This window comes from Thiohalobacter thiocyanaticus (assembly GCF_003932505.1).
In the GTDB taxonomy this organism is placed as follows: domain Bacteria; phylum Pseudomonadota; class Gammaproteobacteria; order Thiohalobacterales; family Thiohalobacteraceae; genus Thiohalobacter; species Thiohalobacter thiocyanaticus.
The window spans coordinates 1548590-1574290 of sequence record NZ_QZMU01000001.1 but is presented as its reverse complement, the minus strand read 5'-3'; the positions used below and the strand labels follow the sequence as shown (position 1 = coordinate 1574290).

The window sequence follows — 25701 nt, the reverse complement described above, 5'->3', positions numbered from 1 at the left end:
CGGCAATCAATTGATTATTTGTAAGATTAAGCCATCCAATACTCGAGCCCACCGGGGCGCTGAGCTGGCCGGCGTTGTGCCAGGCAAAAAAAACCCGCCGGGATGCGGCGGGCTTGTCGTGCGGGCCTGTTATCAGCCGGCGGCCTTCTTCTGCTCGGAAGGCGCGTCGTCCGGGTCGTAGCCCAGGTTCGGCGCCAGCCAGCGCTCGGCCTCTTCCAGGCTCATGCCCTTGCGCCGGGCGTAGTCCTCGACCTGGTCGCGGTTGATCTTGCCCACGCCGAAGTAGCGCGCCTCGGGGTGGCCGAAGTAGAAGCCGCTCACGGCCGCGGTCGGGACCATGGCGAAGGACTCGGTCAGCGCCAGGCCGGCGTTGTTGACCGGGTCGATCAGCTTCCACAGCAGCGCCTTCTCGGTGTGCTCGGGGCAGGCCGGGTAGCCGGGGGCGGGACGGATGCCCTGGTACTGTTCCTTGACCAGGGCATCGTTGTCCAGCGCCTCGTCACTGGCATAGCCCCAGAACTCCTTGCGCACCCGCTCGTGCAGCAGCTCAGCGAAGGCCTCGGCCAGACGGTCGGCCAGGGCCTTGAGCATGATGGAACGGTAGTCGTCGTGCTCCTGCTCGAAGCGTTCCACATGCTCGTCGATGCCGATGCCGGCGGTCACGGCAAAGGCGCCGAGATAGTCCTTCAGGCCACTGTCCTGCGGCGCCACATAGTCGGCCAGGCACTGGTTGGGCCGGCCCGGCGGCTTCTGGTTCTGCTGGCGCAGGTGATGCAGGGTGAGCAGCGACTTGCCGCGTGAGTCATCGGTGTAGAGCTCGATGTCGTCATCATTCACCTGGTTGGCCGGGAACAGGCCGAACACGCCGCGTGCCTCGAGCCACTTCTCGTCGATGATCTGCTGGAGCATCTCCCGGGCGTCGTTGAACAGCGAGCGGGCATGCTCGCCGACCACCTCGTCGTCGAGGATCTTCGGATAGCTGCCGGCCAGTTCCCAGGTCTTGAAGAACGGCGTCCAGTCGATGTACTCGGCGATCTGCTCCAGCGGATAGTTGTCGAAGCGCAGCACGCTGTAGCCGTCACCATGCACGACTTCCGGTCTGGGCTTGTCACCCGCCGTGGCGTCGGCACCCTTGTCGAAGGCCGCCGGCCGGGTCGGGGTATAGCTATCCCAGTCGATCGGGGTCTTGTTGGCCCGCGCGGCTTCCAGAGTCACCCAGTTGGTCTTGGCCTTCTTGCCGGCGTGCATCTCGCGGACCTTTTCGTACTCGGCCTTGATCTCGGCGACGTAGTTGTCCCTGTTGGCCTCGGAGACCAGGTTCTGGGCCACGCCCACGGCGCGCGAGGCATCCTTGACGTAGACGGTTGCGTTGCGGGTGTAGTGGGGCTGGATCTTCACCGCCGTATGTACGCGCGAGGTGGTCGCGCCGCCGATCAGCAGCGGGATGTCGAAGCCTTCGCGCTCCATCTCCTTGGCCATGTGCGCCATCTCGTCCAGCGAGGGCGTGATCAGGCCGGACAGGCCGATGATGTCGACGTTCTGCTCGCGCGCGGTGTCGAGGATCTTCTGCGCCGGCACCATCACGCCGATGTCGATGACCTCGAAGTTGTTGCACTGCAGCACCACGCCGACGATGTTCTTGCCGATGTCGTGCACGTCGCCCTTCACCGTGGCCATCAGGATCTTGCCCTTGGCCTGCTGGCCCTCGGACTTCTCGGCCTCGATGTAGGGGATGAGATGGGCCACGGCCTTTTTCATCACGCGCGCGGACTTGACCACCTGCGGCAGGAACATCTTGCCCTCGCCGAACAGGTCGCCGACCACGTTCATGCCGTCCATCAGCGGGCCCTCGATCACGTGGATCGGGCGCTCGGCGTTCTGGCGGGCGGCCTCGGTGTCCTCCTCGACATAGGCGTCGATGCCCTTGACCAGGGCGTGTTCCAGGCGCTTCTCGACCGGCCATTCACGCCACTCGAGGTCTTCCTTCTTCTCGACGGTGCCGCCCTCGCCCTTGTACTTGTCGGCGAGATCCAGCAGCCGCTCGGTGGAATCGTCACGGCGGTTGAGCACCACGTCCTCCACCGCCTCGCGCAGTTCCTCCGGCAGGTCGTCGTAGATGGCCAGCTGGCCGGCGTTGACGATGCCCATGTCCATGCCCGCCTTGATAGCGTGGTACAGGAACACGGCATGGATGGCCTCGCGCACCGGGTTGTTGCCGCGGAAGGAGAAGGAGACGTTGCTTACCCCGCCGCTGACCTTGGCGTGCGGCAGGCTCTGCTTGATCTCGTGGACGGCTTCGATGAAGTCCACGCCGAGTTGTTGTGCTCATCGATGCCGGTGGCGATGGCAAAGATGTTGGGGTCGAAGACGATGTCCTCTTCCGGGAAGCCGATCTGCTCGGTCAACAGCTTGTAGGCCCGGGTGCAGATCTCGATCTTGCGTTCCTTCGTATCCGCCTGGCCTTCCTCGTCGAAGGCCATGACGATGACAGCCGCGCCGTATTTGCGGCACAGTTTCGCCTGACGGATGAACTCCTCCTCGCCTTCCTTCATGGAGATGGAGTTGACGATGCCCTTGCCCTGGATGCACTTCAGGCCGGCCTCGATGATGTGCCACTTGGAGGAGTCGATCATCACCGGTACCCGCGAGATGTCGGGCTCGGAGGCGATCAGGTTGAGGAATTTAACCATTGCCTCCTCGCCGTCGAGCATGCCCTCGTCCATGTTGATGTCGATGATCTGGGCGCCGTTCTCCACCTGCTGGGCGGCGACCTCCAGGGCCTCGTCGAATTTCTCATCCAGGATCAGGCGCTTGAACTTGGCCGAGCCGGTGACGTTGGTGCGTTCGCCGACATTGACGAACAACGAGTCCTCGGTGATGTTGCACGGCTCCAGACCCGACAGGCGCATGGTGTCGACGTCATGCTGCGGGATCTTGCGCGGCTGAAATTCGGCCACTGCCTCGGCGATGGCCTGGATGTGCGCCGGGGTGGTGCCGCAGCAGCCGCCGATGATGTTGAGAAAGCCGCTCTCGGCCCACTCGCGGATCTCTGCGGCCATGGCCTCGGGCGACTCGTCATATTCGCCGAACTCGTTGGGAAGCCCCGCGTTGGGGTGTGCGTTCACGCCGCAGTCGGCGATACCGGACAGCTCCTCGATGTGCTGACGCAGTTCCTTTGCGCCCAGGGCGCAGTTGAAGCCCAGCGAGACCGGGTCGGCGTGGCGCAGCGAGTTGAAGAAGGCTTCAGCGGTCTGGCCCGAGAGCGTGCGCCCGGAGGCGTCGGTGATGGTGCCGGAGATGATCACCGGCAGCTTCTCCCTGCCGGTGTCCTCGAAATACTGTTCGATGGCGAACACCGCCGCCTTGGCGTTCAGGGTATCGAAGATGGTCTCGATCAGCAGTACGTCCACGCCGCCGTCGACCAGTCCGCGCACATTTTCGTAGTAGGCGTCCTTGAGCTGGTCGAAGTTGACGTTGCGAAAGCCCGGGTTGTTTACGTCCGGCGAGATGCTTGCAGTGCGGTTGGTCGGGCCCAGGATGCCGGCGACATAGCGCGGCTTGTCCGGGGTCTTCTCGGTCATGGCATCGGCGGCCTCGCGGGCCACTTCGGCGCCGGCTTTGTTCAGCTCATAGGCCAGGTCCTCCATCTGGTAGTCGGCCATGGCGATGGAGGTACAGGAAAAGGTGTTGGCCTCGATGATGTCCGCGCCGGCCTCCAGGTAGGCGGTGTGGATGTCGCGGATGATCTTGGGCTGGGTGAGCTGCAGCAGGTCGTTGTTGCCCTTCAGGTCGCAGGGCCAGTCCTTGAAGCGCTCGCCGCGGTAATCGGCCTCTTCGAGCTTGTAGCTCTGGATCATGGTGCCCATGGCACCGTCGAGGATAAGGATTCGTTCTCGGAGACTTTCCTTGAATGTCTTCATACGTCAGTCTCTTGGTTGCTAAATATTGGGAAATTTGGGGAAAAATCCCGATAATTCTAACAGCTGGAGGCGCCGGCGTCACATCGATACCCGCAGTTGGGGCGGTGTAAATGGTGCTAATAACCTGAACTGTCTGGAGAAAAAACGGCTTTGGAGAGGCTCCGCCCAACCGCCTCTAAAACCCTGTGCAATACCTGATTATTGCCCGGATCCGGGGTGACCGGGCCACTGACACGATAAATTCACCTGCCTGACCCGATAGCTTCATCCTGCGCGGCAACAATGCCTCTGCCAACTGTCAGGGGCTGCACGTCCCTGGTGTCTGTTCACAAAGGGAGATACCGCAAGATGATGAAGAAAAATCTGCTCGCCTGTGCCGTCGCTACCGTGCTGGTCTCGGGGACCGCGCTGGCCGACGACAAGGGCCATCACGGCTTCAATTTCAAGCCACTGGATGAGTCCGCCAACGCGGCCGACTGGAATCCGGCCGCCCCCTGGAAACTGCCCATGGGCTTCACCCAGGCAGTGGTTTCCGACGAGACCGACCTGAACATCTATGACGGCGGCCGCGACGACTGGCACGACATGAACACCGTCAACGAAACCGGCCCCATGGCCGGCCGCTTCATGTACCGTACCCACGAAGTGCGCGGCGTGCCGGAAGGCGGCGCCGTGTCTGTGGTCGACCTCAGGACCGGCGAGACCCGCATCCTGGCCCAGGATGTCTCCTGGACCGCGCTGGACGGCATCCGCTGGACCCCCTGGAACACCCTTGTGTTCGCCGAGGAGACCACCGGCGGCCGTTTCTTCGAGATCGTCCTGAATGAAGACATGATGAGCGTGAAGGAGGTCATCGACCGTCCGCTGGTCGGCCGTCTGGCCCACGAAGGCATCGATATCGACGCCGACGGCAATGTCTACGTGGTCGACGAGCATCGCGGCCGCACCTCCGGCTGCAGCGGGGTGGTGCCCTGTGGTGGCGGCGTCTACAAGTTCGTGCCCGAGGTTTACGGTGATCTGTCCCGCGGCTCACTGTACGTGCTGAAGGTCGACGGCGCCGACGGCGTCGGCCAGGGTGAATGGGTCGGCCCGATCGATCCTCTGACCGCGCGTGAGTCCGGCACCGCCGCCGGTGGCCAGAGCTACCAGCGCCCCGAGGACGTCGAGATCATCGACGGCAGGCTCTATGTCGCCATCACCGAGGGGCCGCGTGACGTCGTCACCGACCCTGCCACTGGCATGCCGACCTTCACCCGCGAGCTGTACGAGGGCCGTGTGATCGCCATCGACCTGGACAGCCTGGAAGTGACCAACTTCGTCAAGCCCGGCGTCAATGTCCCGGTGGAGATCGGCAGGCCGGGCGATGCCGGTCACCAGAGCGGCTTCGACAGTGTCGACAACCTGGCCGAGGCTCCGAACGGCGACCTGATCATGATCGAGGACAACAAGCCGTCCGACATCTGGTTCGCAAGCACCGACACCAATGAGTTCGGCGCTTCCGAGAAGGTCGGGCTGTTCGCCTCCCTGACCGATCCGGAGGCCGAAGGTACCGGCATCTACTTCAGCCCGCTGGATCCGCATACCCTGTATGTCAATGTCCAGCACTCCGCTGCCGAGGATGGCGACGGCACCTGGGCAATCACCCGGGAAGGCAGGGGCGGCAAGGGCGGCAGGGACCGTGGACGGCGGGATCGCGATTGATCCATGACGTCCGGGTAAAGCCGAGAGGGCGGCCAGTGGCCGCCCTTTTTTTTATGAATTCAATTCCCTGTGGGGTGATTGCCTCGACATTTTTCCTGTATGGTCTAGCTTTGATGTAAGCCATATGCCGCAATTCGAATAACCGGGTGCGGCGTTTGACTCAGGTCATACGCCGCTGATCGGCCGCGGACCATACTGCGGCCGAAACCCAACTGTCAGGAACAATGCAGGACGTGATACCAGCCACAGTGCCCGGCCGCCGGGCCGCCACCCTTTTCGCCTTCTATCTGTTGCTGGGACTGCTTGCCGCCCTGCCGGTGCGCGCCGCGCTGCCGGATGCCGATCTGGTGAAGCAGTTCTTTCCCGACTCCGACGGTTTCGGCGAATACGAGGGCGAGCCGCCGGTGGCGAAGGTGTTCCAGGGCAACCGTCAGCTGGGCTATGTCTTCCGCACCCTGCCCATTGCGCCCATCCCGGCGTATTCCGGCAAGCCCATCGATATGCTGGTGGGGCTGGACATGGACGGCAACATCACCGGCGTGCGGGTGATCGAACACCACGAGCCCATCCTGCTGGTCGGTATTCCAGAGACCAGTCTGGACCGTTTCACCGACCAGTACCGGGGCAAGTCAGTCGAGGACCGGCTCAAGGTGGGCGCCGGCTCGCGCGAGGGCTATGTGAACATCGACGCCGTCACCGGCGCCACGGTCACGGTGATGGTGATGAACGAGGTCATTGTGCAGGCCGCGCGCAAGGTGGCCACGGAGTACGGCCTGATCGAGGCGGTGCGCGAGGCCCGGCGCAAGCCGGCGCGGGTGCGCGACGATTACTACCGCGAGGCGGACTGGAAGGAGCTGACCGGTAACGGTGCCATCCGCCGCATGCTGATCACCCGCGGCGAGGTGGATGCGGCCTTCGCCGGGACCGAGGCCGAGGACATCGACACCGCCGGCCCGGGCGAGCAGGACCAGATCTTCATCGATCTCTACTACGGCCATCTCAATCCGCCCACCATGGGCCGCAACCTGCTCGGCGAGAGCCAGTACAACTGGCTGATGGCAGAACTCGAACCGGGGGAGCACGCCGTTGCCGTCATGGGCCGGGGCATCTACTCCTTCAAGGGCTCGGGTTATGTGCGCGGCGGCATCTTCGATCGCATTCACCTGCGTCAGGGCGATCGTGAAATCGCCTTCCGCGATCTGGATCATCACCGCCTCAACGATACCTATCTGCCGGGTATGCCGGAAATGGACGAAATGGCCATCTTCATCGTCCGTGCCGAGCATGCCTTCAACCCCGGCGCGCTGTGGGAGATCGAGTTGCTGGTGCGACGCCAGACCGGCCCGCTGGACAGTGTATTCACCAGCTTCGCCTCCACCTACGAGATCCCCGAGGCCTATATCGAAAGACCCGAGCCGGAAATCGCCGAGGACGCCGAACCCGTGCCCATGTGGCTGTCGGTGTGGCAGGAGCGCAAGTTCCGCATCGGCGTGCTGGCGGGCAGCCTGGGGCTGCTGACCCTGATCATGATGCTGCAGGACTGGCTGGTGCGCTACCCGAAACTGATGCGCTATCTGCGCAACGGCTTTCTGGTCTACACCCTGTTCTTCATCGGCTGGTACCTGCTGGGCCAGCTGTCGGTGGTCAATGTCTTCACCTTCACTGCTGCGCTGCTGCATCAGGACTTCAGCTGGAGCACCTTCCTGATCGACCCCACCATGTTCATCCTCTGGGTGTTCGTGGCCGCCTCGCTGCTGCTGTGGGGGCGCGGGGTCTACTGCGGCTGGCTGTGTCCGTTCGGTGCCCTGCAGAAGCTGACCAACGAGATCGCCCGCAAACTGAAGGTGCCGCAGCTCCAGTTGCCGCAGGTGGTGCACGACCGGCTGTGGGGCATCAAGTACATCATTCTGCTGGTGCTGTTCGGCATCTCGCTGCAGTCGCTGGGCCAGGCCGAGCGCTATGCCGAGATCGAGCCCTTCAAGACCGCCATCACCCTGCGCTTCGACCGGGAGCTGCCCTTCGTGGCCTATGCCCTCGGCCTGGTGGTGATCTCGGCCTTCAACTGCAAGTTCTTCTGCAAGTACCTGTGCCCGCTGGGGGCGGCGCTGGCGGTGCCGGGCAAGTTCCGGCTGACCTTCGGCCTGCGCCGGCGCAAGGAGTGCGGCAACCCGTGCCAGATCTGCGCCAATGAATGCGAGATCCAGGCCATCCACCATACCGGCGAGATCAACATGGACGAGTGCCACTTCTGCATGGATTGCCAGATCACCTACTGGGACAACCACAAGTGCCCGCCGCTGATCGAGAAGCGCAAGAAGCGCGAACGCGCTGCCCGGCGGCAGCGCCAGCAGCAGGGAGAGAATCGTAAGGGTAGCGGCCCGGGTGGGCTGCCCCTGGAGATCGAGCCGGCGGGATCCGCCCCCGGCTCTCAGTGAGTCAACAAAAACACACCATGATGGAGGTGCGACGATGAGCAGCAAATCAGATCACTTTGGCGTTACCCGGCGCGGTTTCCTGGGTGCGGCGGCCGCGGGTGCGGCCGGCATGAGCCTGGGCTCGATGAGCTTTCGCCCGGCGGAGGCGGCCGAGTCCAATCCGGCGCATGTGGGTCCGGGCGAGCTGGATGAGTACTACGGCTTCTGGAGCGGCGGCCAGTCCGGCGAGGTGCGCATCTATGGCATTCCGTCCATGCGCGAACTGATGCGCATCCCGGTGTTCAATTACTGCGGTGCTACCGGCTGGGGCCAGACCAACGAATCCAAGGCCATCCTGGGCGAAGGGGCGCCGCTCAACGGCGACAGCCACCATCCGCACATGAGCTTCACCGACGGCACCTATGACGGCAGGTATGTCTGGATCAACGACAAGGCCAATACACGCGTGGCGCGTATCCGCTGCGACGTGATGAAGACCGACAAGATTACTGACATCCCCAATGTCCAGGCCATCCATGGCCTGCGGCCGCAGAAGGCGCCCAAGACCAAGTACGTCTTCTGCAATGCCGAGTTCCGCATGCCGCATCCCAACGACGGTTCCAACATGCTGGACAACGACCAGTACTACACCATGTTCAATGCCGTGGATGCCGAGAGCATGGAGGTGGCCTGGCAGGTGATTGTCGACGGCAATCTGGACAACACGGACGCCGACTACAAGGGGACCTATGCCGCTTCCACCTGCTACAACTCCGAGGGGGGCTTTACCCTGCCCGAGACCATGCGCAACGAGCGCGACTGGGTGGTGGTGTTCAACATCCCCCGCATCGAGGCGGCAGTGAAAAACGGTGACTATCAGACCCAGGGCGATTCCGACGTGCCGGTGGTCGACGGCCGCCACGGCTCGAAGCTGACCGCCTACATCCCCACGCCCAAGAGTCCGCACGGTCTGAATACCTCCCCGGACGGCAAGTACTTCGTCGCCAACGGCAAACTCTCTCCGACGGTGACCGTGATCAGCATCGACAAGCTGGACGACCTGTTCGACGGCAATCTCAGCGACGAGCGCGACGTGGTGGTCGCCGAGCCTGAACTGGGCCTGGGGCCGCTGCACACCGCCTTCGACGGCCGCGGCAATGCCTATACCACCCTGTTCATCGACAGCCAGATCGCCAAGTGGAATGTCGACGATGCCATCCGCGCCTACCAGGGCGAGGAGGTCAACTACATCCGCCAGAAGCTGGACGTGCACTACCAGCCCGGCCACAACCACACCAGCATGGGCGAGACCAACGAGGCCGACGGCAAATGGCTGATGTCGCTGTGCAAGTTCTCCAAGGACCGGTTCCTGCCGGTGGGTCCGCTGCGGGCGGAGAACGACCAGTTGATCGACATCTCGGGCGATGAGATGAAGCTGGTGCACGACGGCCCCGCCTTTGCCGAACCGCACGACTGCATCATCGTGCATCGGAGCAAGATCCGCACCAAGAAGGTGTGGGACCGCGATGATCCCATGTTCGCCCCAACCCTGGAGCGGGCCAAGAAGGATGGCATCACCCTGGAGAAGGACAACAAGGTGATCCGCGACGGCAACAAGGTGCGGGTGTACATGACCTCGGCCGCCCCGAACTTCGGGCTTGAGGACTTCACCGTCAATCAGGGCGACGAGGTGACCGTGACCATCACCAACGTGGACAAGATCGAGGATCTGACCCACGGTTTCACTCTGATCAATCACGGTGTGGCGATGGAGATCGGGCCGCAGCAGACCTCCTCGGTGACCTTCACTGCCGACAAGCCCGGCGTGCACTGGTTCTACTGCCAGTGGTTCTGTCACGCCCTGCATATGGAGATGCGCGGGCGGATGTTCGTCGAACCGGCGTGAGGTCTTGATCGCCGGGTCGCCCCGGCAATCCTGTAGGGGCGGGCTTGATCACGAGCCCCGTGCACTGCGTGCATGGCTGCTCGCGGGCAGGCCCGTTCCTGCGACAACCCATTCCATACATGAATTCATCCGTGTTCATCCGTGTTCATCCGTGGCTGAAATTCCTCGCAGCCCTGTTGCTCTATGGCCTGACGGTCCAGCTTGCGGCCGAGCCCATGCAACCCCTGCAGCAGCGCGTGGATGCGGCCGCGGCGGGTGCGGTGATCGAAGTCCCCGCCGGCACCTACACCGGCAATCTGGTCATTTCCAGGGCGCTGACACTGAAAGGTTCGGGTGAGGTGATCCTCGACGGCAACAACAGTGGCGACGTGGTCCGGGTCAGGGCCGCTGATGTCACCATTGCCGGCCTGGTCATCCGCAATTCCGGCAAGAACCTGACCGATATGAACGCCGGCATCTTCGCCGAGAAGGCCGCTGAAAACCTGCGCGTCATCGGCAGCCGCTTCGAGAACAATGCTTTTGGCCTGTGGCTGGATGGCTGCCGTGCGCCCGAGGTGATTGATAACCGCATCCAGGGCGCGCCGCAGCTGCGCTCCCAGGACAACGGCAACGGCATTCATCTGTTCGCCGTCCACGACGGCCTGGTCAGGGGTAACCACATCAGCGGGACACGCGACGGCATCTATATCGACACCAGCCAGCACAACCGGCTGGAAGACAACCTGATGGAAGACCTGCGCTACGGCATTCACTACATGTACTCCTACAACAACGAAGTCATCGACAACCGTACCCGCAACACGCGCACCGGCTATGCCCTGATGCAGTCCAAGAACCTGGAGGTGAGGGGTAATGCCTCGGACGGCGATCTCAATTACGGGATGCTGCTGAACAATATCGTGGGCAGCCACATCAGCGGCAACCGTATCAGGGGCACCCGTACCGGGCGCGCCTTCGTCACCGGCGGCGATGACGTGGCTGGCGCCGACGGCAAGGCGCTGTTTATCTACAACTCCCAGTACAACGAGATCAGCGGTAATTTGCTGGAGGATGCCGACATCGGCATTCATCTGACCGCCGGCTCCGAGGACAATGCCATTCACGGCAACGCCTTCATCCGCAACCGGGTGCAGGTGAAGTATGTCGCCACCCGCGAGCAGGAATGGTCCGATGAGGGCCGAGGCAACTACTGGAGCGACTACCTGGGCTGGGACATGAACGCCGACGGCGTCGGCGACCGGCCCTACGAACCCAACGACGCCGTGGACAAGCTGCTGTGGCGCTACCCCATGGCGCGGATACTGATGAGCAGCCCCGCCATCGAGACCCTGCGCTGGGTGCAGCGCCAGTTCCCCGTGTTCAAGCCCCAGGGCGTGCGCGACAGCCACCCGCTGATGCAGATGCCCGTTTCCGGTCTGGGCGGAACAATGGCCACGGATGAACACGGATGAAACGGATACAAGCAATGTCATTGCGTGTTGCGAAGCGACACGGCAATCTCGTGAGGTTGCCGCCAGCCGGCCGGGGATTGCCGCGGCGCCGGGGTGTTTCGCAATGACGCAGGCGGGATTCATATATTTCCGTATTCATCCGTGTTCATCCGTGGCTATCCGACCTCGTAGCATCATTTATGACCGCACCGCTGGAATTCATCAACGTCACCAAGGACTACGCCGGCTTCAAGGCGCTGGACGGCCTGTCGTTCGATGTGCAACCCGGCGAGGTGCTGGGGCTGCTCGGCCACAACGGTGCCGGCAAGACCACCAGCATGAAGCTGGTGCTGGGCGTGATCGCGCCCACGCAGGGCAGCATCCGGGTGCTGGGCGAGAGCCCCACCGGCCACGCCAGCGACCGCCTGCGCCGTGCGCTCGGCTATCTGCCGGAGAACGTCAGCTTCTACCCACAGCTCACCGGGCGCGAGGTGCTGCGCTACTTCGCCCGGCTCAAGGGCGCGGCGCCGGTCTCGGTCGATGACCTGCTGGAGCGGGTGGGCCTGACGGCTGCCGCCGACCGGCGCATCCGCACCTATTCCAAGGGCATGCGTCAGCGCATCGGCCTGGCGCAGGCGCTGCTGGGCGCGCCCCGCCTGCTGCTGCTGGACGAGCCCACCGCCGGGCTGGACCCGCAGGTCACCCGCGAGTTCTACCGCATGATCGACGATCTGCGCGGCCAGGGGGTGTCCATCCTGATCTCATCGCACGTTCTGCCCGGGGTGGAGGCGCACATCGACCGCGCCGCCATTCTCGGCCGCGGCCGGCTGCTGGCCCTGGGCAGCCTGCCCGAGCTGCGTGACCGCGCCCGCCTGCCGCTGCGGATCCGTCTGCAGGGACAGCCCGATCCGGAACAGACCGCGCGGGTGATGCAGCCGCTGGGCTTCGCGCTATGCCCGCCCGGCCCGGTGCTGGAGCTGCAGGGCGATCCGGCCCGCAAGCTGGAGGCGGTGCGCGCGCTGCTGGCGCTGCCGGGCGTGACCGACTTCGAGCTCATCCAGCCGGCACTGGAAGACCTCTATGCCCATTTCAATCGCCATGACGGGGAGGCTGCTCCATGCATGCCGTGATCACGGTCGCCGTCAAGGAATACCGCGACGGCCTGCGTAACCGCTGGATCCTGGCCATCACCGTACTGCTGGCCGCTTTCGCCGTGGGCCTGGCCTACTTCGGCGGTGCGGCCTCGGGCAGTGTCGGCGTGACCAGCCTGTCCACCACCATTGTCAGTCTGGCCAGCCTGGCCATCTTCATCATCCCGCTGGTGGCCCTGATGCTGGCCTATGACACCCTGGTGGGCGAGGAGGAGCAGGGCACCCTGCTGCTGCTGCTGACCTATCCGCTCACCCGCGGCCAGCTGCTGCTGGGCAAGTTCGCGGGCCATGCCGCGATCCTGGCCACCGCCACCCTGATCGGTTTCGGCGCCGCCGGTCTGCTGGTGGCCGGGGATACCGGAGAGCTGGGCGATGTCGAGGTGTGGCGGGCCTTCGGCTTCTTCATCCTCTCCTCCTGGCTGCTGGGCTGCGTGTTCCTCGCCCTGGCCCAGCTGATCAGCGCCTGGGCCGGCGAGAAGTCAGTCGCCGCCGGCGTGGCGCTGCTGGTGTGGATCTGGTTCGTGCTCATTTTCGATCTGCTGCTGCTGGGCGGGCTGGTCATGGCCGAGGGGCAGGAGGGCGGCTGGCTGGCCCGGCTGCTGCTGCTCAACCCCACCGATATCTTCCGCCTGGCCAACTTCGCCGGTTTCGAGGCCGCGCGCAGCTATACCGGGCTGACCCACATCGCGGTCGGGCCCTGGTTCCAGCCGGCCGTGCTGCTCGGCCTGTTGCTGGTCTGGATCATTGTCCCGCTGCTGCTGGCGCAATGGCGCTTCGCCCGCCGTGCCCTGTGAATCCCGACGTCTCCTGGAGAGTCTGTATGCTGAACCCCCGCCTTTACATGTTTCTGCTGCTGCCCTGGTTGCTGGCCGGCTGCGACGAGGCGCCCGAGCCCGGGCGCAGCCTGGAGCCGGTCGCCATCGAGGCCGGCGACGAGTGCCATGTCTGCGGCATGATCATCACCCGTTTCCCCGGCCCCAAGGGTGAGGTCTTCGTCCAGCGCCGGGAGGCGCCGCTCAAGTTCTGCTCCACCCGCGACCTGTTCGTGTGGCTGCGCCAGCCCGAATCCGCCGCCATCGTCGAGGCCGTGTACGTGCACGACATGGGGCAGGCCGCCTGGGACAGCCCCGGCCTGGAGCACCTGATCCCGGCCGGGTCGGCCTGGTATGTGGTGGGGAGCGGGCAGCGCGGGGCCATGGGCCCGACCCTGGCCAGTTTCGCCGAACGTGGCGCCGCCGAGGCCTTCGCCGAGACCCACGGCGGCCGGGTGCTTGGCTACGAAGCGATCGATCTGGAGGTGCTGGAAGGCATGACCCGCAACGAAGCCGGTATGCAGCATGACTGACCGGCCGGGCGCCCTCGGAAAGGCGACTTAGCCCTGTTTTCCGTAATCCAGGTCATGAAAAACATGTAAGCCTTTGTCCTATATAAGCCCGGGACGTTATCCACATTTCCTGTGGATAAGCTTGTGAACGGATTGGGAATGAAGGTGCCTGAAGCCCGGGATTGTGACACTTCTGTTAAATTGGCGTTTTTTTAACCAGCTGTTTTGTTTTCAGTAAATCAATCGGTTATAAAAAGCAGGCAAAAAGGCGTTGGAAAAATGACAGTTTCCCAGGCTATCAGAAATTCCGACAGCTCCCTGTGCATAACATGCACGACGGGGGGCCGGCAAGTCTCGTAAAACCCTTGTTTGGCAGGGTAACAATGGGGCTCAAGGGTGTTTGGAGCCCCTGGCCTGGATAGGCGATAAGAATCCAATGTAAAGGTGAGCGACAATCGCTATATCAGCTCGGGCCCGGCGCCCCGTTGTCAGGGCCGCGCCGGCCGGACCGTGGCCACGGCCAGCGTCACCCCGGCCAGGGTCGCCAGCGCCGAGAACAGCAGCAGCGCCTCCGCCATGGTGATCCCGAACAGCAACTCCGGGGTGTAGCCGCAGGAGGTCTGCACCTCGAACAGCCAGGGCAACCAGTCGTCCAGCGCCAGCCAGGCCGGCAGGCCCAGGTCCATCCCGCAGCCCGCGTCCTCGATGAAACCCCGCTCCGTGCCCAGCAGCAGCCAGGACCGCTCCAGCAATCCCACCCCGATCACCCCCGTGACCAGATGCCCCGCCACCGGCGCCCGCCGCAGGATCAGCATCACCAGCGTCACCAGCCCCAGCACCGCCAGCCAGATGCGCACATGGATGCACAGCACGCAGGGCCAGTAGTCCAGCCGGTACTGGTAGAACAGTGCCACGCCCTCCAGTGCCAGCACCAGAATGAGCAGACCCAGCCAGTAGAGCGGGCTGGTGCCGATTCGGTTGAGCTTTGCGAGCATCGGTAATTCCCGGAATGACAGCCACATGAGTCAGGGCGCAATGATCGTCTCACAATTATCGCCCACGCCCAAGCAGTGAACCCCCCCCCTCCCCTCGCGGGAGTACCCATAGGGCATAAAAAGGTCAGGGTGAGGGGGGAGAAAACACCGATTTGCTAAAAGAACATAATTGAACTAAATTAATAAACATATTCGTTTACGGACTCAGAGCCATGGCCACCAGAACCGCAACCCCTGACCCGCTGGCCCACTACCACACCCACGGCGCCACCCGCGACGAAATGGCCCGCGGCGGCCTGAAGGCCTTCTTCGCCATGACAGGGGAATGGGGTCTGGACGATGAGGCCCGCCGCGTTCTGCTGGGGAACCCCGGCCGTACCCGCTACTACAAGCTGAAGGCGCTGCAGGAGCCCCCGAAACTCTCCGACGACGAACTGGGCCGGCTGAGCCACCTGATCAACATCCATGCCGCCCTGCGCATCCTGTACTCGCCGGAAAACGCCGTCGCCTGGCTCACCAATGCCCGCGCGCAGGATTCTCACACACCCTGGCGGGGCAGCTCGCCACTGGACTACATGCTCACCGGCCACTACGAGCACATCGCCGACGTCGCCCGCTACCTGGACGGTCTGCGCGGCGCCGCATGAGCAGCTTCAGACTGCCGCGGCGCTACCGCCCGCGCTGGCAGCAGCAGGTCCGTGTCATCGCCACCCGCCATCCGCCCATCGACCTGTTCGAATCGCTGGGTCTGGCCGAGGACGAACTGCGCGGCGTCTGGGCCCTGGCCGAACTCACCAACCCCCGCCTGCAGCAGCAGGCCGGCAATCTCAACCGGGTGCGCAAGGGCGACGTCGTCACCGGTTCCAACGCCAGCATCGTCATGGCGGCCTTCACCCATATCGGCTTTCCCAGCCGCTTCACCGATGGCAGCTTCGGCATCTACTACGCCGGCCGGGATCTGGAAACCGCCGTGCGCGAGACCGTCTTTCACCGCGAACTGGATGCCCGGGACGCCGGCCTGGGCCCTGATGTGTTCCAGATGCGCGCCTGGATCGGCCAGGTACAGAAGTCATGCTACGACGTGCGCGGGAAAGAGTATGACCATCTGTACGACCCGGACGTGAACAGTTACGGGATCGCCCAGGCCTTCACTCGTCAGCTGCTGAGCGAAGATCCGGGTGCATGGGGCATCGTCTACCGCAGCGTACGCCATCCGGGCGGCGACTGCCTGGCCGCACTGCGGCCGCCGTGCGTGTCACTGCCGCAGACCGGGCCGCTGCTGGCCTACCACTGGGACGGTACGCGGGTGACGCATGTGGATGAGATGGAGACGCTCTACCAATTCTGATTTCCAGGCGTTGTCACATGTATGCGGGTTGGCGTCATCCTGGTACCGGCCTGCGCCGGCACAGGCTGCGGCCGGAATCCAGGTTTTGCTTTGTCCTCAGATACATCAGCACTCGGAGTCCAATATCCCGAGGCTTACTTTGCGGAGATCAGGACAAGGAAGGCCGCCACCAGCATAACCCCTGCCGCAACACGATTGAGCAGAGCGCCCGCCCGGTCATCCAGCCGCCTGCCGACGCGGCCGGCCGCGAATGCATAAGCGAGCTTCACCCCGCCCACCGCCAGCACAGCGACCAGCGCAACCGCCGCAACATCGAGGGAAGTGAGCGAATCCAGTTCGATGAATGCGGGCAGGAACCCCAGATAGAACAACACCGCCTTGTGATCGCCGAGCGTGATCAACAGACCCGTCATGAAACTCGACCAGGAGGAGGCGGCACCCGCAGCGTCTGTCACGCGGCCACGCGTGGCCGAGCGCCACAGTGACCGGCCCAGCCAGAGCAGATAGCCGGCGGCGAGATACCTGATCAGAAAGTACATCTCCCCCAGTGCCTCGACCAGCAGCGCCAGGCCGAACAGGGCGAGCAGGATGAATAGCAGATCGCCGGTCACCACGCCAGTGGCCGTAATGGCGCCTTGAATGAATCCGGCAGACACCGCGCGGGCGGAAACTGCCGCCACGCTTACGCTCGGTACCGCTGCAAGGATGGCCATGGCCGCGAACAGGGCGGCAAGGTCGCTGGCAGAAATGTTCAACTCCATACCTGAGATGGTACCTGGAAAAGATGCGGGATTTTTCTGTTGTAAATAATGCCGGATGGTGTGACGGGGATTGGTTTGTTGGTTTTCTATCTCGTTAGGGAGTAAAAGGGTACTGACCCGAATGGTACTTACTTTAGCCCGTCATCCCCGCGAAGGCGGGGATCCAGCGTTCATTTGCTCTGCCAAGCACTGGATTCCCGCCTTCGCGGGGATGACGGATAGACTGAAATCCGGCTTATGTAAGTGCCATTCGGTACTGACCCCTTAATCCCTAATCCTGGCGGGATGAATGGTGGGCCCGGTAGGACTTGAACCTACGACCAAGGGATTCACTGTACCCTGAAGTTTCCTCCAGGAGCGGACTATCTCACCACCCTCGACCAAGTCGTTAGGGTGCGGGACGCTCTTGCCTGTGATTAAGGGCGCTCAAGCCCCCAGGTAGTCTCTGCACCTTCCGGGGGTGTACCCCCGGCTTGGCTCAGGGTTGCCGCCGGCCGCGCCGCTGCGGGTTCCCTGAATTCATCCCGTTCATTCCCCGCCTTTCGGCGGGGACGCACCTTTGTGATGAGTCCCCTGCTCTAACCAGCTGAGCTACAGGCCCGTGTTCCCGATGGATTCTATCAGCTTTGGTCGGTCTGGTGGATACATTGGGAGATTGCCACGGCCCTCTGGGCCTCGCAATGACGGGGGGTATCTCTTCGGGCGGGCAATAAAAAGGCGCCACCTTGCGGTGGCGCCGTTGAGAGGTGCGGGGCCGAGGGCCGCCGGCCACGGTACTCTTCCAGGCCGATATTGGCGTATTCAGCGCCCCTGTGGTGAATCGCCGCAAGGCGCGTCGCGCAGGCAATGGCCCGGTCCTTGTCAAGCGGCGCAACGCAGCGACGGGTCACCACAGGGGCGCCCTACGGGTTGGCCTGTCAGCATCCCTGCCTGCGTTGCGACTCTTGCAAAGGACTGCGCCATTCGCTGCGAGCCGCGCCTTGCCAGGAAAGCTGACAGGCCAACTGAATACGCCAATATCGGCCTGGAAGAGTACTAACTGTTGTTTTCGATTTCGAGGAAGGAGCGCAGCTGCTCCGAGCGGCTCGGGTGGCGCAGCTTGCGCAGGGCCTTGGCCTCGATCTGGCGGATGCGCTCGCGGGTGACGTCGAACTGCTTGCCGACCTCTTCCAGGGTGTGGTCGGTGTTCATGTCGATGCCGAAGCGCATGCGCAGCACCTTGGCCTCGCGCGGGGTCAGGCCGGCCAGCACGAACTGGGTGGCCTCGCGCAGACCCTCGCTGGCGGCGGAATCCACCGGGGAGGGGATGCTGGCGTCCTCGATGAAATCGCCCAGATGCGAATCCTCGTCGTCGCCGATCGGGGTCTCCATGGAGATGGGCTCCTTGGCGATCTTGAGCACCTTGCGCACCTTGTCCTCGGGCATGACCATGCGTTCGGCCAGTTCCTCGGGCGTGGGTTCGCGGCCCATCTCCTGCAGCATCTGGCGGGAGATGCGGTTCAACTTGTTGATGGTCTCGATCATGTGCACCGGGATGCGGATGGTGCGGGCCTGGTCCGCAATGGAGCGGGTGATGGCCTGTCGGATCCACCAGGTGGCGTAGGTCGAGAACTTGTAGCCGCGGCGGTATTCGAACTTGTCCACGGCCTTCATCAGGCCGATGTTGCCCTCCTGGATCAGGTCCAGGAACTGCAGGCCGCGGTTGGTGTACTTCTTGGCAATCGAGATCACCAGGCGCAGGTTGGCCTCGACCATCTCCTTCTTGGCGCGCCGGGCCTTGGCCTCGCCGATGGACATGCGGCGGTTGATGTCCTTGATGTCGGAGATGGCCATGCCGGTCTCCTGCTCGATGGTGACCAGCTTGTTCTGGGTGCGGCGGATCTCGTCGCGATAGGGGTCCAGCCGGGCGGCGAAGGCCTTGCTGGTCTTCATCTGCTCGTCGACCCAGGCCGGGTTGGTCTCGTTGTCCGGGAAGCTGGAGATGAAGCTCTTGCGCGGCATCTCGGCCTTGTCGACGCAGATGTCCATGATCACGCGCTCATGGGTGCGGATGCGGTCCACGATGTCGCGCAGCTGGTTGGTCAGCTCATCGACCAGACGCGGTACCAGCTTCAGCTCCATGAAACGGTCGGAGAGCTGGCCGCGCAGCTTGGCGATGGACTTCTCGGACTTGGCCGCCTGCAGCTTGGTGTAGAGCTGGCGGATCTCCTCGAAGCGGGCGCGGGCCTCTTCCGGGTCCGGGCCGGTGTCCAGCACGGTATCGTCGTTGTTGTCCTCGTCGTCATCGTCCAGGTCGGAGGCGCCCAGCTCGGAACCGACCGCGCTCGGGGCGACCGGCGCGGGGATGTTGTCGTTCTCCAGATCGGCGGGATCGATGAAGCCGCTGATGATGTCGGACAGGCGGGCTTCCTCGCGCTCGACCTTACCGTACTCGGCCAGCAGGGTGGCGAGCGAGCCCGGATATTCGGACAGCGAGGTCAGGACCTGGCGCAGGCCGTCCTCGATGCGCTTGGCGATCTCGATCTCGCCCTCGCGGGTGAGCAGCTCGACCGTACCCATCTCGCGCATGTACATGCGTACCGGGTCGGTGGTGCGGCCGAATTCGCTGTCCACCGTGGCCAGCGCGGCGGCGGCCTCTTCGGCGGCGTCCTCGTCGGTCACCGCGGCGGTGTTCAGGAGCAGGGTGTCAGCGTCCGGGGTCTCTTCATGGACAGTAATGCCCATGTCATTGATCATATTAATGATATCCTCGATCTGCTCGGGATCGACGATTTCATTGGGCAGATGATCATTGACTTCGGCATAGGTCAGGAAACCCTGCTCCTTGCCCTTTGCAATCAGTAGCTTGAGTTGGGACTGCTGCTCTTGATCCATGGTCGCCAATTGAATATCTCCGGGTTACAATATGCCGTCGCCAAGCCGGGGTGGGCTTGGCGACGGTAAAAAATCAAACGTTCAGTATAGTAAACCTGTTCCTGCTTTACCAGCCGCTAATATAGCCGGCCCCAGTCCTCAGCCTTCTCCCCGGCTTCCAGGGGGACGTTTAAACCCCTGAATCAATTCCGTATGTTCCTGCCGCTCGGCCTCGCTCCATTCGCCCGGCCGACGGCTCTCCAGATAGCGCAACCGGGCGGCGGCCTGTTCGCGCTGCGCCTCCTGCAGCAGCAGTTCGGCATAGGCGTCGAACTCGGACTCGATCCGGTCCTCGTCCAGGCCCAGGCGGCTCGTCGCCAGGCGGGCCAGATGCCGGCCGGCTTCGCTGCCACGCCAGTGCTCCAGGATCCCACCTGTTGTTACATGGGGATTGACTCGCAGAAAATCAATCAGTTCAACCAGCAGATCCACCCCCGGCCGACGTACCTGGCGCAGCAGCGCGGGGGATTCCAGCCGCTGTGCGAGCTGCGGGTGCTGCAGCAGCAGGGCGACCAGGTGGCGTACCGGGCTGATGCCGTCCTGACCGGCCCGGCTGGGCGGGATCGGCCGCGCGCTGCGGGCCGCCCCCCCGGCCCCGCCGGTCAGCGCGGCCAGCTCGCCGCCGGGCAGGGCCGCCAGGCGTTCCAGCTGCTGCACCATCATACGGCGGAACACCCCGGGCTGCAGCCGCTCCAGCAGCGGCTTGGCCTTCTCCACCAGCCGCGCCCGGCCGTCGATACTCTGCATATCGACCGATTCACTCAGATGTTCAAAGAAGAAATCGGAAAATGGGATGGCGTTGGCAGTGCGCTCGCGGAAGACCTCCGCGCCTGCCTTGCGAATGAAGCTGTCCGGGTCCTCGCCCTCGGGCAGGAACAGGAACCGCGCCTCGCGCCCCTCGCGCAGCACCGGCAGGGCGTTCTCCAGCGCCCGCCAGGCCGCGGCCAGTCCGGCGCGGTCGCCGTCGAAGCAGAACACCACCTCGGGGACGACCCGGTAGAGCTGCTCCAGGTGCTCGCCGGTGGTGGCCGTGCCCAGGGTGGCCACGGCGTTGCGCACCCCGAACTGGGCCAGGGCGACCACGTCCATGTAGCCTTCGACTACCAGCAGCCGGTCCAGTTCGCGCACCTGCCTGCGCGCCTCGAACAGGCCGTACAGCTCGTGGCCCTTGTGGAAGATGGGGGTCTCGGGCGAGTTCAGGTACTTGGGGGTATCGTCCCCCAGTACCCGGCCGCCGAAGCCGATGATGCGCCCGCGCCGGTCGTGGATGGGGAACATGATGCGGTCGCGAAAGCGGTCGTAGAGTTCGCCGTTGTCCTTCTGGATCGCCAGCCCCCCGGCGGCCAGGGCCTGGCGCCGGGCCGGGTCGCGGCCCAGGGCGCCGAGCAGGTTGTCCCACCCCGGCGGGGCATAGCCCAGGCCGAAGTCGCGCGCGACCTCGCCCGACAGGCCGCGGGTCTTGAGATACTCCACCGCCGCGCCCGCCCGCGGGTGCTCGCGCAGCATCCTCTGGAAATAGCGCGCCGCTTCCATGTGCAGCTCGTAGAGCAGGGCGTTCTGGCGGTGCTGGCCGTCGTCGGCCCGGCCGGCCTCGCGCGGCACTTCCACCCCGACGCTGCGCGCCAGTTCCTCCACTGCCTCGACGAAGTCCAGGTGCTCGTAATCCATCAGAAAGCCGATGGCCGTGCCATGGGCGCCGCAGCCGAAGCAGTGGAAGAACTGTTTGTTCGGACTGACGGTGAAGGAGGGGGTTTTCTCGTTGTGGAAGGGGCAGCAGGCGGTGTATTCGCGCCCGGCCTTCTTCAACGGCACGCGCGAATCGATCACCTCGACAATGTCGACGCGATTCATCAGGTCATCGATGAACTGCTGAGGGATCCGCCCGGCCATGGGGCTTATGGTATCAGGGGTCGGGGATCAGGGGTCAGGATTGTAGGTTGGACTTCGCTTTCTTCCAGCCAACCCGCGTACTGACTTTCTGTCATTGCGAGGCGCGTAAGCGCCGCGGCAATCTCACACGGCAACCTCTTCGTAGAAAGAGATTACCACGGTGTGCTTCGGGCCATAGAACCCCTTCGGGGTTCATCATGGCTACCCCACCCTTCGGGTCTGGGCATCGCAATGACGGCGAAATCCGGAGGGCAGGCGAGACCCGGCCTAGTCGCCCAGCTTCGCCTTGACCTGGCCGCTGACCGCGCCCATGTCGGCGCGCCCCTGCAGCTTCGGTTTGAGCTGGCCCATCACCTTGCCCATATCCTTGATGGATGAGGCGCCGCTGGCGGCGATGGCGTCGTCGATCAGCTGGCTGATCTCGGCCTCGGTGAGGGGTTCGGGCAGGTAGTCCTGGATGACCTCGATCTCCTGCTGCTCTTTCGCAGCCAGTTCCTCGCGGCCGGCGGACTGGTATTGTTCGATGGACTCGCGCCGCTGCTTGACCATCTTGTCCAGCACGGCGGTGACCTGGGCGTCGTCGAGCTCGATGCGCTCGTCGACCTCTCGCTGCTTGATCGCGGCCATGATCAGCCGGATGGTCGCCAGGCGTGACTTGTCGCCACCGCGCATGGCGGCCTTCATGTCCTCCTGGATCTGTGCCTTGAGTGACATGGGCTGATTTTTCCGCAGGATATCAGTACTGGCGGGTACGGCGGGCGACTTCGCGCGACACCTTCTTCATGTGGCGCTTGACGGCCGCGGCGCGCTTGCGCTTGCGTTCCTGGGTGGGTTTTTCATAGAACTCGCGGCGGCGCACTTCGGAAAGAATGCCGGCCTTTTCACAGGAACGCTTGAAGCGGCGCAGGGCGACTTCGAAGGGTTCGTTTTCCTTGACACGAACGTTCGGCATGCAGTCGATATCCTCTTACGTTGCGGTTGTTTGACCATAACTCGCCCTCTTTCGGGACGAAGGGCGGGCATTCTAATCCGTTGGGGGAGAGAAATCAAAATCCTGCTGGCGTCGAGCGGCCTCGGCAGGGAAAATAGGCCGGATGCGGGTACTCGGCATTGAAAGCTCCTGTGACGAGACCGGTCTGGCGCTGTACGACAGCGAGGCCGGGCTGCTGGCGCACGCCCTGCATTCGCAGGTGGCCATGCATGCTGATTACGGCGGCGTGGTCCCGGAGCTGGCCTCGCGCGACCATGTGCGCCGCATTATTCCACTCATGAATCAAGTACTTGACGAGGTAGGCATGGGCCGGGACGGCATCGACGGGGTGGCTTACACCGCCGGTCCCGGCCTGATCGGCGCCCTGCTGGTGGGGGCCTCGGTCGGCCGCAGCCTTGCCTGGGCCCTGGGCGTGCCCGCCATCGGGGTGCATCATATGGAGGGCCACCTGCTGGCGCCGCTGCTGGAGCCCGACCCGCCGGCCTTTCCCTTCGTGGCCCTGCTGGTCTCGGGCGGTCACAGCCTGCTGGTGCGGGTCGCGGGCGTGGGCCGCTACGAACTGCTGGGCGATTCCCTGGACGACGCCGCCGGCGAGGCCTTCGACAAGACCGCCAAGCTGCTGGGGCTCGGCTACCCCGGCGGCCCGGCGCTGGCGCGGCTGGCCGCGCAGGGCGATCCCGGCCGGTTCCGCTTCCCCCGGCCCATGACCGACCGCCCGGGGCTGGATTTCAGCTTCAGCGGGTTGAAGACCTTTGCGCTTAACACCTGGCAGGCGCATCAGGGCGAGGAGCAGGCCCGCGCCGACATCGCCCGCGCCTTCCAGGATGCCGTGGTTGACACCCTGCTGATCAAGTGCCGCCGGGCCCTGGAGGCGACCGGCCTGGACCGGCTGGTGGTCGCCGGCGGCGTGGGCGCCAACCGCGCCCTGCGCCAGGGCCTGGAAGCGATGCTGGAAAAACGCGGCGGGCAGGTGCATTTCCCGCGGCTGGAGTTCTGTACCGACAACGGCGCCATGATCGCCTTCGCCGGCTGTCTGCGGCTGCAGGCCGGGCAGCACGAAGGGCTTGGGGTGGAAGTGCGGGCGCGCTGGCCGCTGGAGGAGCTGCCAGCGGTCTGAATTTTTGACTGCGCGGTGAATAAGGCAGGGATCGCAAAGGCGCAAAGACGCAGAGAATATTAGGGATCTTTCGATTTATTATGTCATTGCGAGGCGCGCCGCGCCGCGGCAATCTCTATATGACTGAGTCTGCAGTACGAGATTGCTTCGCTGCGTTAATGCCCTCCGGGTGCTCGCAATGACCATATGGTTTTCAACAAAGAAAACTCTGCGTCTTTGCGCCCTCTGCGTTGAAGCCCCCCAGGCCTGGAAGCCGACTTACTTGCCGCCGAGGTTGATCCTGCCCTCGGTCCCCTCCAGCAGATTGCGGATGTTGCTGCGATGCCGCCAGAACAGCAGCACCGCCATCAGCGCCACGGCACCGGTGAGTGCCGGTTCGCCGAGCCAGTACCAGGTATAGACAGGCGCGGCGGCCGCGGTGACCAGTGCCGACAGCGAGGAGATGCGGGAGATCGCCGCCATCGCCAGCCAGGTAAGTATCGCCGCCAGACCGAGCCAGCCGCTCAGCCCCAGCAGTACACCAAGTGCGGTGGCAACGCCCTTGCCGCCCCTGAAGCCGAAGAACACCGGATACAGGTGGCCGAGAAAGGCGGCCAGCATCACCCCGGCCAGCACGGCCGGCTCGTCGGTGAAGGCCCGGGCGATCAGTACCGCCGCCAGGCCCTTGAGCATGTCGCCGGCCAGGGTCAGCACCCCGGCCTTCCTTCCGCCCACCCGCAGCATGTTGGTTGCCCCCGGATTGCCCGAGCCCTGGGTGCGCGGGTCGGCCGTGTGCAGCAGCCGGCCGACGATGACGGCGGCGGACAGCGAGCCCAGCAGGTAGGCCAGGATAATGAGTACAGCAGGTATCATCATGGCGCGCTATTGGACGGCTTTCGGCGCGGTGGGTCAAGTGAGCGTGGCCGGGCGCGGGCTGTCCGCGAACCTGCCAGGTGATATAGTGCGCGAAACGAAGTGGCAAGGCAGAGCATGGACATCATCTTCCTGCGCGACCTGCGCATTGAAACCGTCATCGGCATCTTCGAGTGGGAACGCCGCATCCGGCAGACCATCAGCTTCGATCTGGAAATGGCCACGGACATCCGCCGGGCCGCGGCCAGCGACAGCATCGAGGACACCCTGAACTACAAGGCCGTGGCCAAGCGGCTGATCGATTATGTGGGTAACAGCGACTTCCAGCTGGTCGAGACCCTGGCCGAGCGGGTGGCTGAGATCGTCATGAAGGAGTTCGATGTGCCCTGGCTGCGTCTGACGGTCAACAAGACCGGGGCAGTGCGCGGGGCACGCGACGTCGGCGTGATCATCGAGCGGGGTGATACTGGCGAGAAGGGCAATGGCTGAGGTCTTTGTCAGCATCGGCAGCAACATCGACCGCGAGCGCAACGTGGCCCGCGGGGTGGAACTGCTGCGCGAACGTTTCGGTGAGCTGCGCTTGTCGCCGGTTTACGAGACCCGCGCCGTGGGTTTCGACGGCGAGAACTTCTACAACCTGGTCGCCGCCTTCACCACCGACGCGCCGGTCGAGGTCATCAACGACGAACTGCACCTGATCGAGGACGCCTGCGGCCGCGATCGCAGCGGCCCGCGCTTTGCCTCCCGTACACTGGATATCGACCTGCTGCTCTACGACAACGAGGTGCGTGAGTCCGAGTCGATGACGCTGCCGCGCCGGGAGATCACCGAACAGGCCTTCGTGCTCAAGCCGCTGGCCGATATCGCCGGCGAACGCCGTCATCCCGTGCTGGGCAAAACCTATAACGAACTCTGGCAGGCCTTCGCACACAGCGAGTCCGACCTGCATGAGGTTCCCTTTCCGTTCTGATGTACTCGTCATGGCGAG

At 64.1% G+C, this 25701-nt stretch carries 19 protein-coding genes and 1 pseudogene; 12 read left to right on the top strand and 8 right to left on the bottom strand.

Features of this window, described 5'->3' with window-relative positions; translation table 11 throughout:
• Window positions 1-132 precede the first annotated feature (132 nt).
• Window positions 133-3920: pseudogene (gene metH / locus D6C00_RS07330) on the bottom strand (methionine synthase).
• Window positions 3921-4268: 348 nt separating this feature from the next.
• On the opposite strand from metH, the gene D6C00_RS07325 reads away from it, so the two are divergent.
• From D6C00_RS07325 to D6C00_RS07295, 7 genes are all read left to right on the top strand, one after another.
• The gene (locus D6C00_RS07325; RefSeq protein ID WP_206609529.1) at window positions 4269-5621 is read left to right on the top strand and encodes an alkaline phosphatase PhoX; all 1353 of its coding nucleotides are present in this window, start codon (window positions 4269-4271) and stop codon (window positions 5619-5621) included.
• A 224-nt stretch (window positions 5622-5845) separates the two neighbouring features.
• The gene (gene nosR, locus D6C00_RS07320; protein WP_125181120.1) at window positions 5846-8056 is read left to right on the top strand and encodes a transcriptional regulator NosR; all 2211 of its coding nucleotides are present in this window, start codon (window positions 5846-5848) and stop codon (window positions 8054-8056) included.
• A 34-nt stretch (window positions 8057-8090) separates the two neighbouring features.
• Entirely contained in the window at window positions 8091-9941 is a 1851-nt protein-coding gene (nosZ, locus tag D6C00_RS07315; protein WP_125181119.1) for a TAT-dependent nitrous-oxide reductase, read from the top strand.
• Between the two features lie 215 nt (window positions 9942-10156).
• Window positions 10157-11392 carry a nitrous oxide reductase family maturation protein NosD gene (locus D6C00_RS07310; RefSeq protein ID WP_125182406.1) on the top strand — a complete coding sequence of 412 codons (1236 nt, stop codon included), beginning with the start codon at window positions 10157-10159 and terminating at the stop codon, window positions 11390-11392.
• A gap of 179 nt (window positions 11393-11571) precedes the next feature.
• The gene (locus tag D6C00_RS07305; protein ID WP_125181118.1) at window positions 11572-12501 is read left to right on the top strand and encodes an ABC transporter ATP-binding protein; all 930 of its coding nucleotides are present in this window, start codon (window positions 11572-11574) and stop codon (window positions 12499-12501) included.
• Window positions 12489-13316 (top strand): ABC transporter permease subunit, encoded by an 828-nt coding sequence (locus D6C00_RS07300; protein ID WP_125181117.1) that lies wholly within the window; start codon window positions 12489-12491, stop codon window positions 13314-13316. The genes D6C00_RS07305 and D6C00_RS07300 overlap by 13 nt, the downstream gene beginning before the upstream one ends.
• A 26-nt stretch (window positions 13317-13342) precedes the next feature.
• Window positions 13343-13867, top strand: coding sequence for a nitrous oxide reductase accessory protein NosL (locus D6C00_RS07295; RefSeq protein ID WP_125181116.1), 525 nt, complete (start codon window positions 13343-13345; stop codon window positions 13865-13867).
• Window positions 13868-14334: 467 nt separating this feature from the next.
• On the opposite strand, the gene D6C00_RS07290 is transcribed toward D6C00_RS07295, so the two are convergent.
• Window positions 14335-14841: a disulfide bond formation protein B gene (locus D6C00_RS07290; RefSeq protein WP_125181115.1), complete on the bottom strand. Its 507-nt coding sequence runs from the start codon at window positions 14839-14841 to the stop codon at window positions 14335-14337.
• Window positions 14842-15053: 212 nt separating this feature from the next.
• Between D6C00_RS07290 and D6C00_RS07285 the strand changes: the two genes are divergently transcribed.
• Both D6C00_RS07285 and D6C00_RS07280 read left to right on the top strand, forming a co-directional pair.
• Window positions 15054-15488 (top strand): antitoxin Xre/MbcA/ParS toxin-binding domain-containing protein, encoded by a 435-nt coding sequence (locus D6C00_RS07285; RefSeq protein WP_125181114.1) that lies wholly within the window; start codon window positions 15054-15056, stop codon window positions 15486-15488.
• Window positions 15485-16189 (top strand): RES family NAD+ phosphorylase, encoded by a 705-nt coding sequence (locus D6C00_RS07280; protein WP_125181113.1) that lies wholly within the window; start codon window positions 15485-15487, stop codon window positions 16187-16189. The genes D6C00_RS07285 and D6C00_RS07280 overlap by 4 nt, the downstream gene beginning before the upstream one ends.
• A 134-nt stretch (window positions 16190-16323) precedes the next feature.
• On the opposite strand, the gene D6C00_RS07275 is transcribed toward D6C00_RS07280, so the two are convergent.
• The 5 genes from D6C00_RS07275 to rpsU form a co-directional block, all read right to left on the bottom strand.
• On the bottom strand, window positions 16324-16950 hold the full coding sequence (locus D6C00_RS07275; protein ID WP_125181112.1) for a LysE family translocator: 627 nt from the start codon (window positions 16948-16950) through the stop codon (window positions 16324-16326).
• 1035 nt (window positions 16951-17985) lie between these two features.
• The gene (gene rpoD / locus D6C00_RS07265) at window positions 17986-19824 is read right to left on the bottom strand and encodes an RNA polymerase sigma factor RpoD (RefSeq protein ID WP_125181111.1); all 1839 of its coding nucleotides are present in this window, start codon (window positions 19822-19824) and stop codon (window positions 17986-17988) included.
• Between the two features lie 138 nt (window positions 19825-19962).
• On the bottom strand, window positions 19963-21753 hold the full coding sequence (dnaG, locus tag D6C00_RS07260) for a DNA primase (RefSeq protein WP_125181110.1): 1791 nt from the start codon (window positions 21751-21753) through the stop codon (window positions 19963-19965).
• A gap of 267 nt (window positions 21754-22020) precedes the next feature.
• On the bottom strand, window positions 22021-22467 hold the full coding sequence (locus D6C00_RS07255; RefSeq protein ID WP_125181109.1) for a GatB/YqeY domain-containing protein: 447 nt from the start codon (window positions 22465-22467) through the stop codon (window positions 22021-22023).
• A 22-nt stretch (window positions 22468-22489) separates the two neighbouring features.
• Complete coding sequence (gene rpsU, locus D6C00_RS07250; protein WP_096364283.1) at window positions 22490-22705, bottom strand: 30S ribosomal protein S21; 216 nt, start codon at window positions 22703-22705, stop codon at window positions 22490-22492.
• Window positions 22706-22847: 142 nt separating this feature from the next.
• Here rpsU and tsaD point away from each other — a divergent pair, with 142 nt between their 5' ends.
• On the top strand, window positions 22848-23861 hold the full coding sequence (gene tsaD / locus D6C00_RS07245) for a tRNA (adenosine(37)-N6)-threonylcarbamoyltransferase complex transferase subunit TsaD (protein ID WP_125181108.1): 1014 nt from the start codon (window positions 22848-22850) through the stop codon (window positions 23859-23861).
• A 258-nt stretch (window positions 23862-24119) separates the two neighbouring features.
• Here tsaD and plsY read toward each other — a convergent pair whose 3' ends face one another.
• Window positions 24120-24716 (bottom strand): glycerol-3-phosphate 1-O-acyltransferase PlsY, encoded by a 597-nt coding sequence (plsY, locus tag D6C00_RS07240; RefSeq protein ID WP_125181107.1) that lies wholly within the window; start codon window positions 24714-24716, stop codon window positions 24120-24122.
• Between the two features lie 114 nt (window positions 24717-24830).
• Here plsY and folB point away from each other — a divergent pair, with 114 nt between their 5' ends.
• Together folB and folK are read left to right on the top strand one after the other, a co-directional pair.
• Complete coding sequence (gene folB / locus D6C00_RS07235) at window positions 24831-25202, top strand: dihydroneopterin aldolase (protein ID WP_125181106.1); 372 nt, start codon at window positions 24831-24833, stop codon at window positions 25200-25202.
• Window positions 25195-25683, top strand: a complete 489-nt coding sequence (folK, locus tag D6C00_RS07230) for a 2-amino-4-hydroxy-6-hydroxymethyldihydropteridine diphosphokinase (RefSeq protein WP_125181105.1) — start codon at window positions 25195-25197, stop codon at window positions 25681-25683. Before folB ends, folK begins: the two co-directional genes overlap by 8 nt.
• The last annotated feature ends 18 nt before the right edge of the window (window positions 25684-25701 follow it).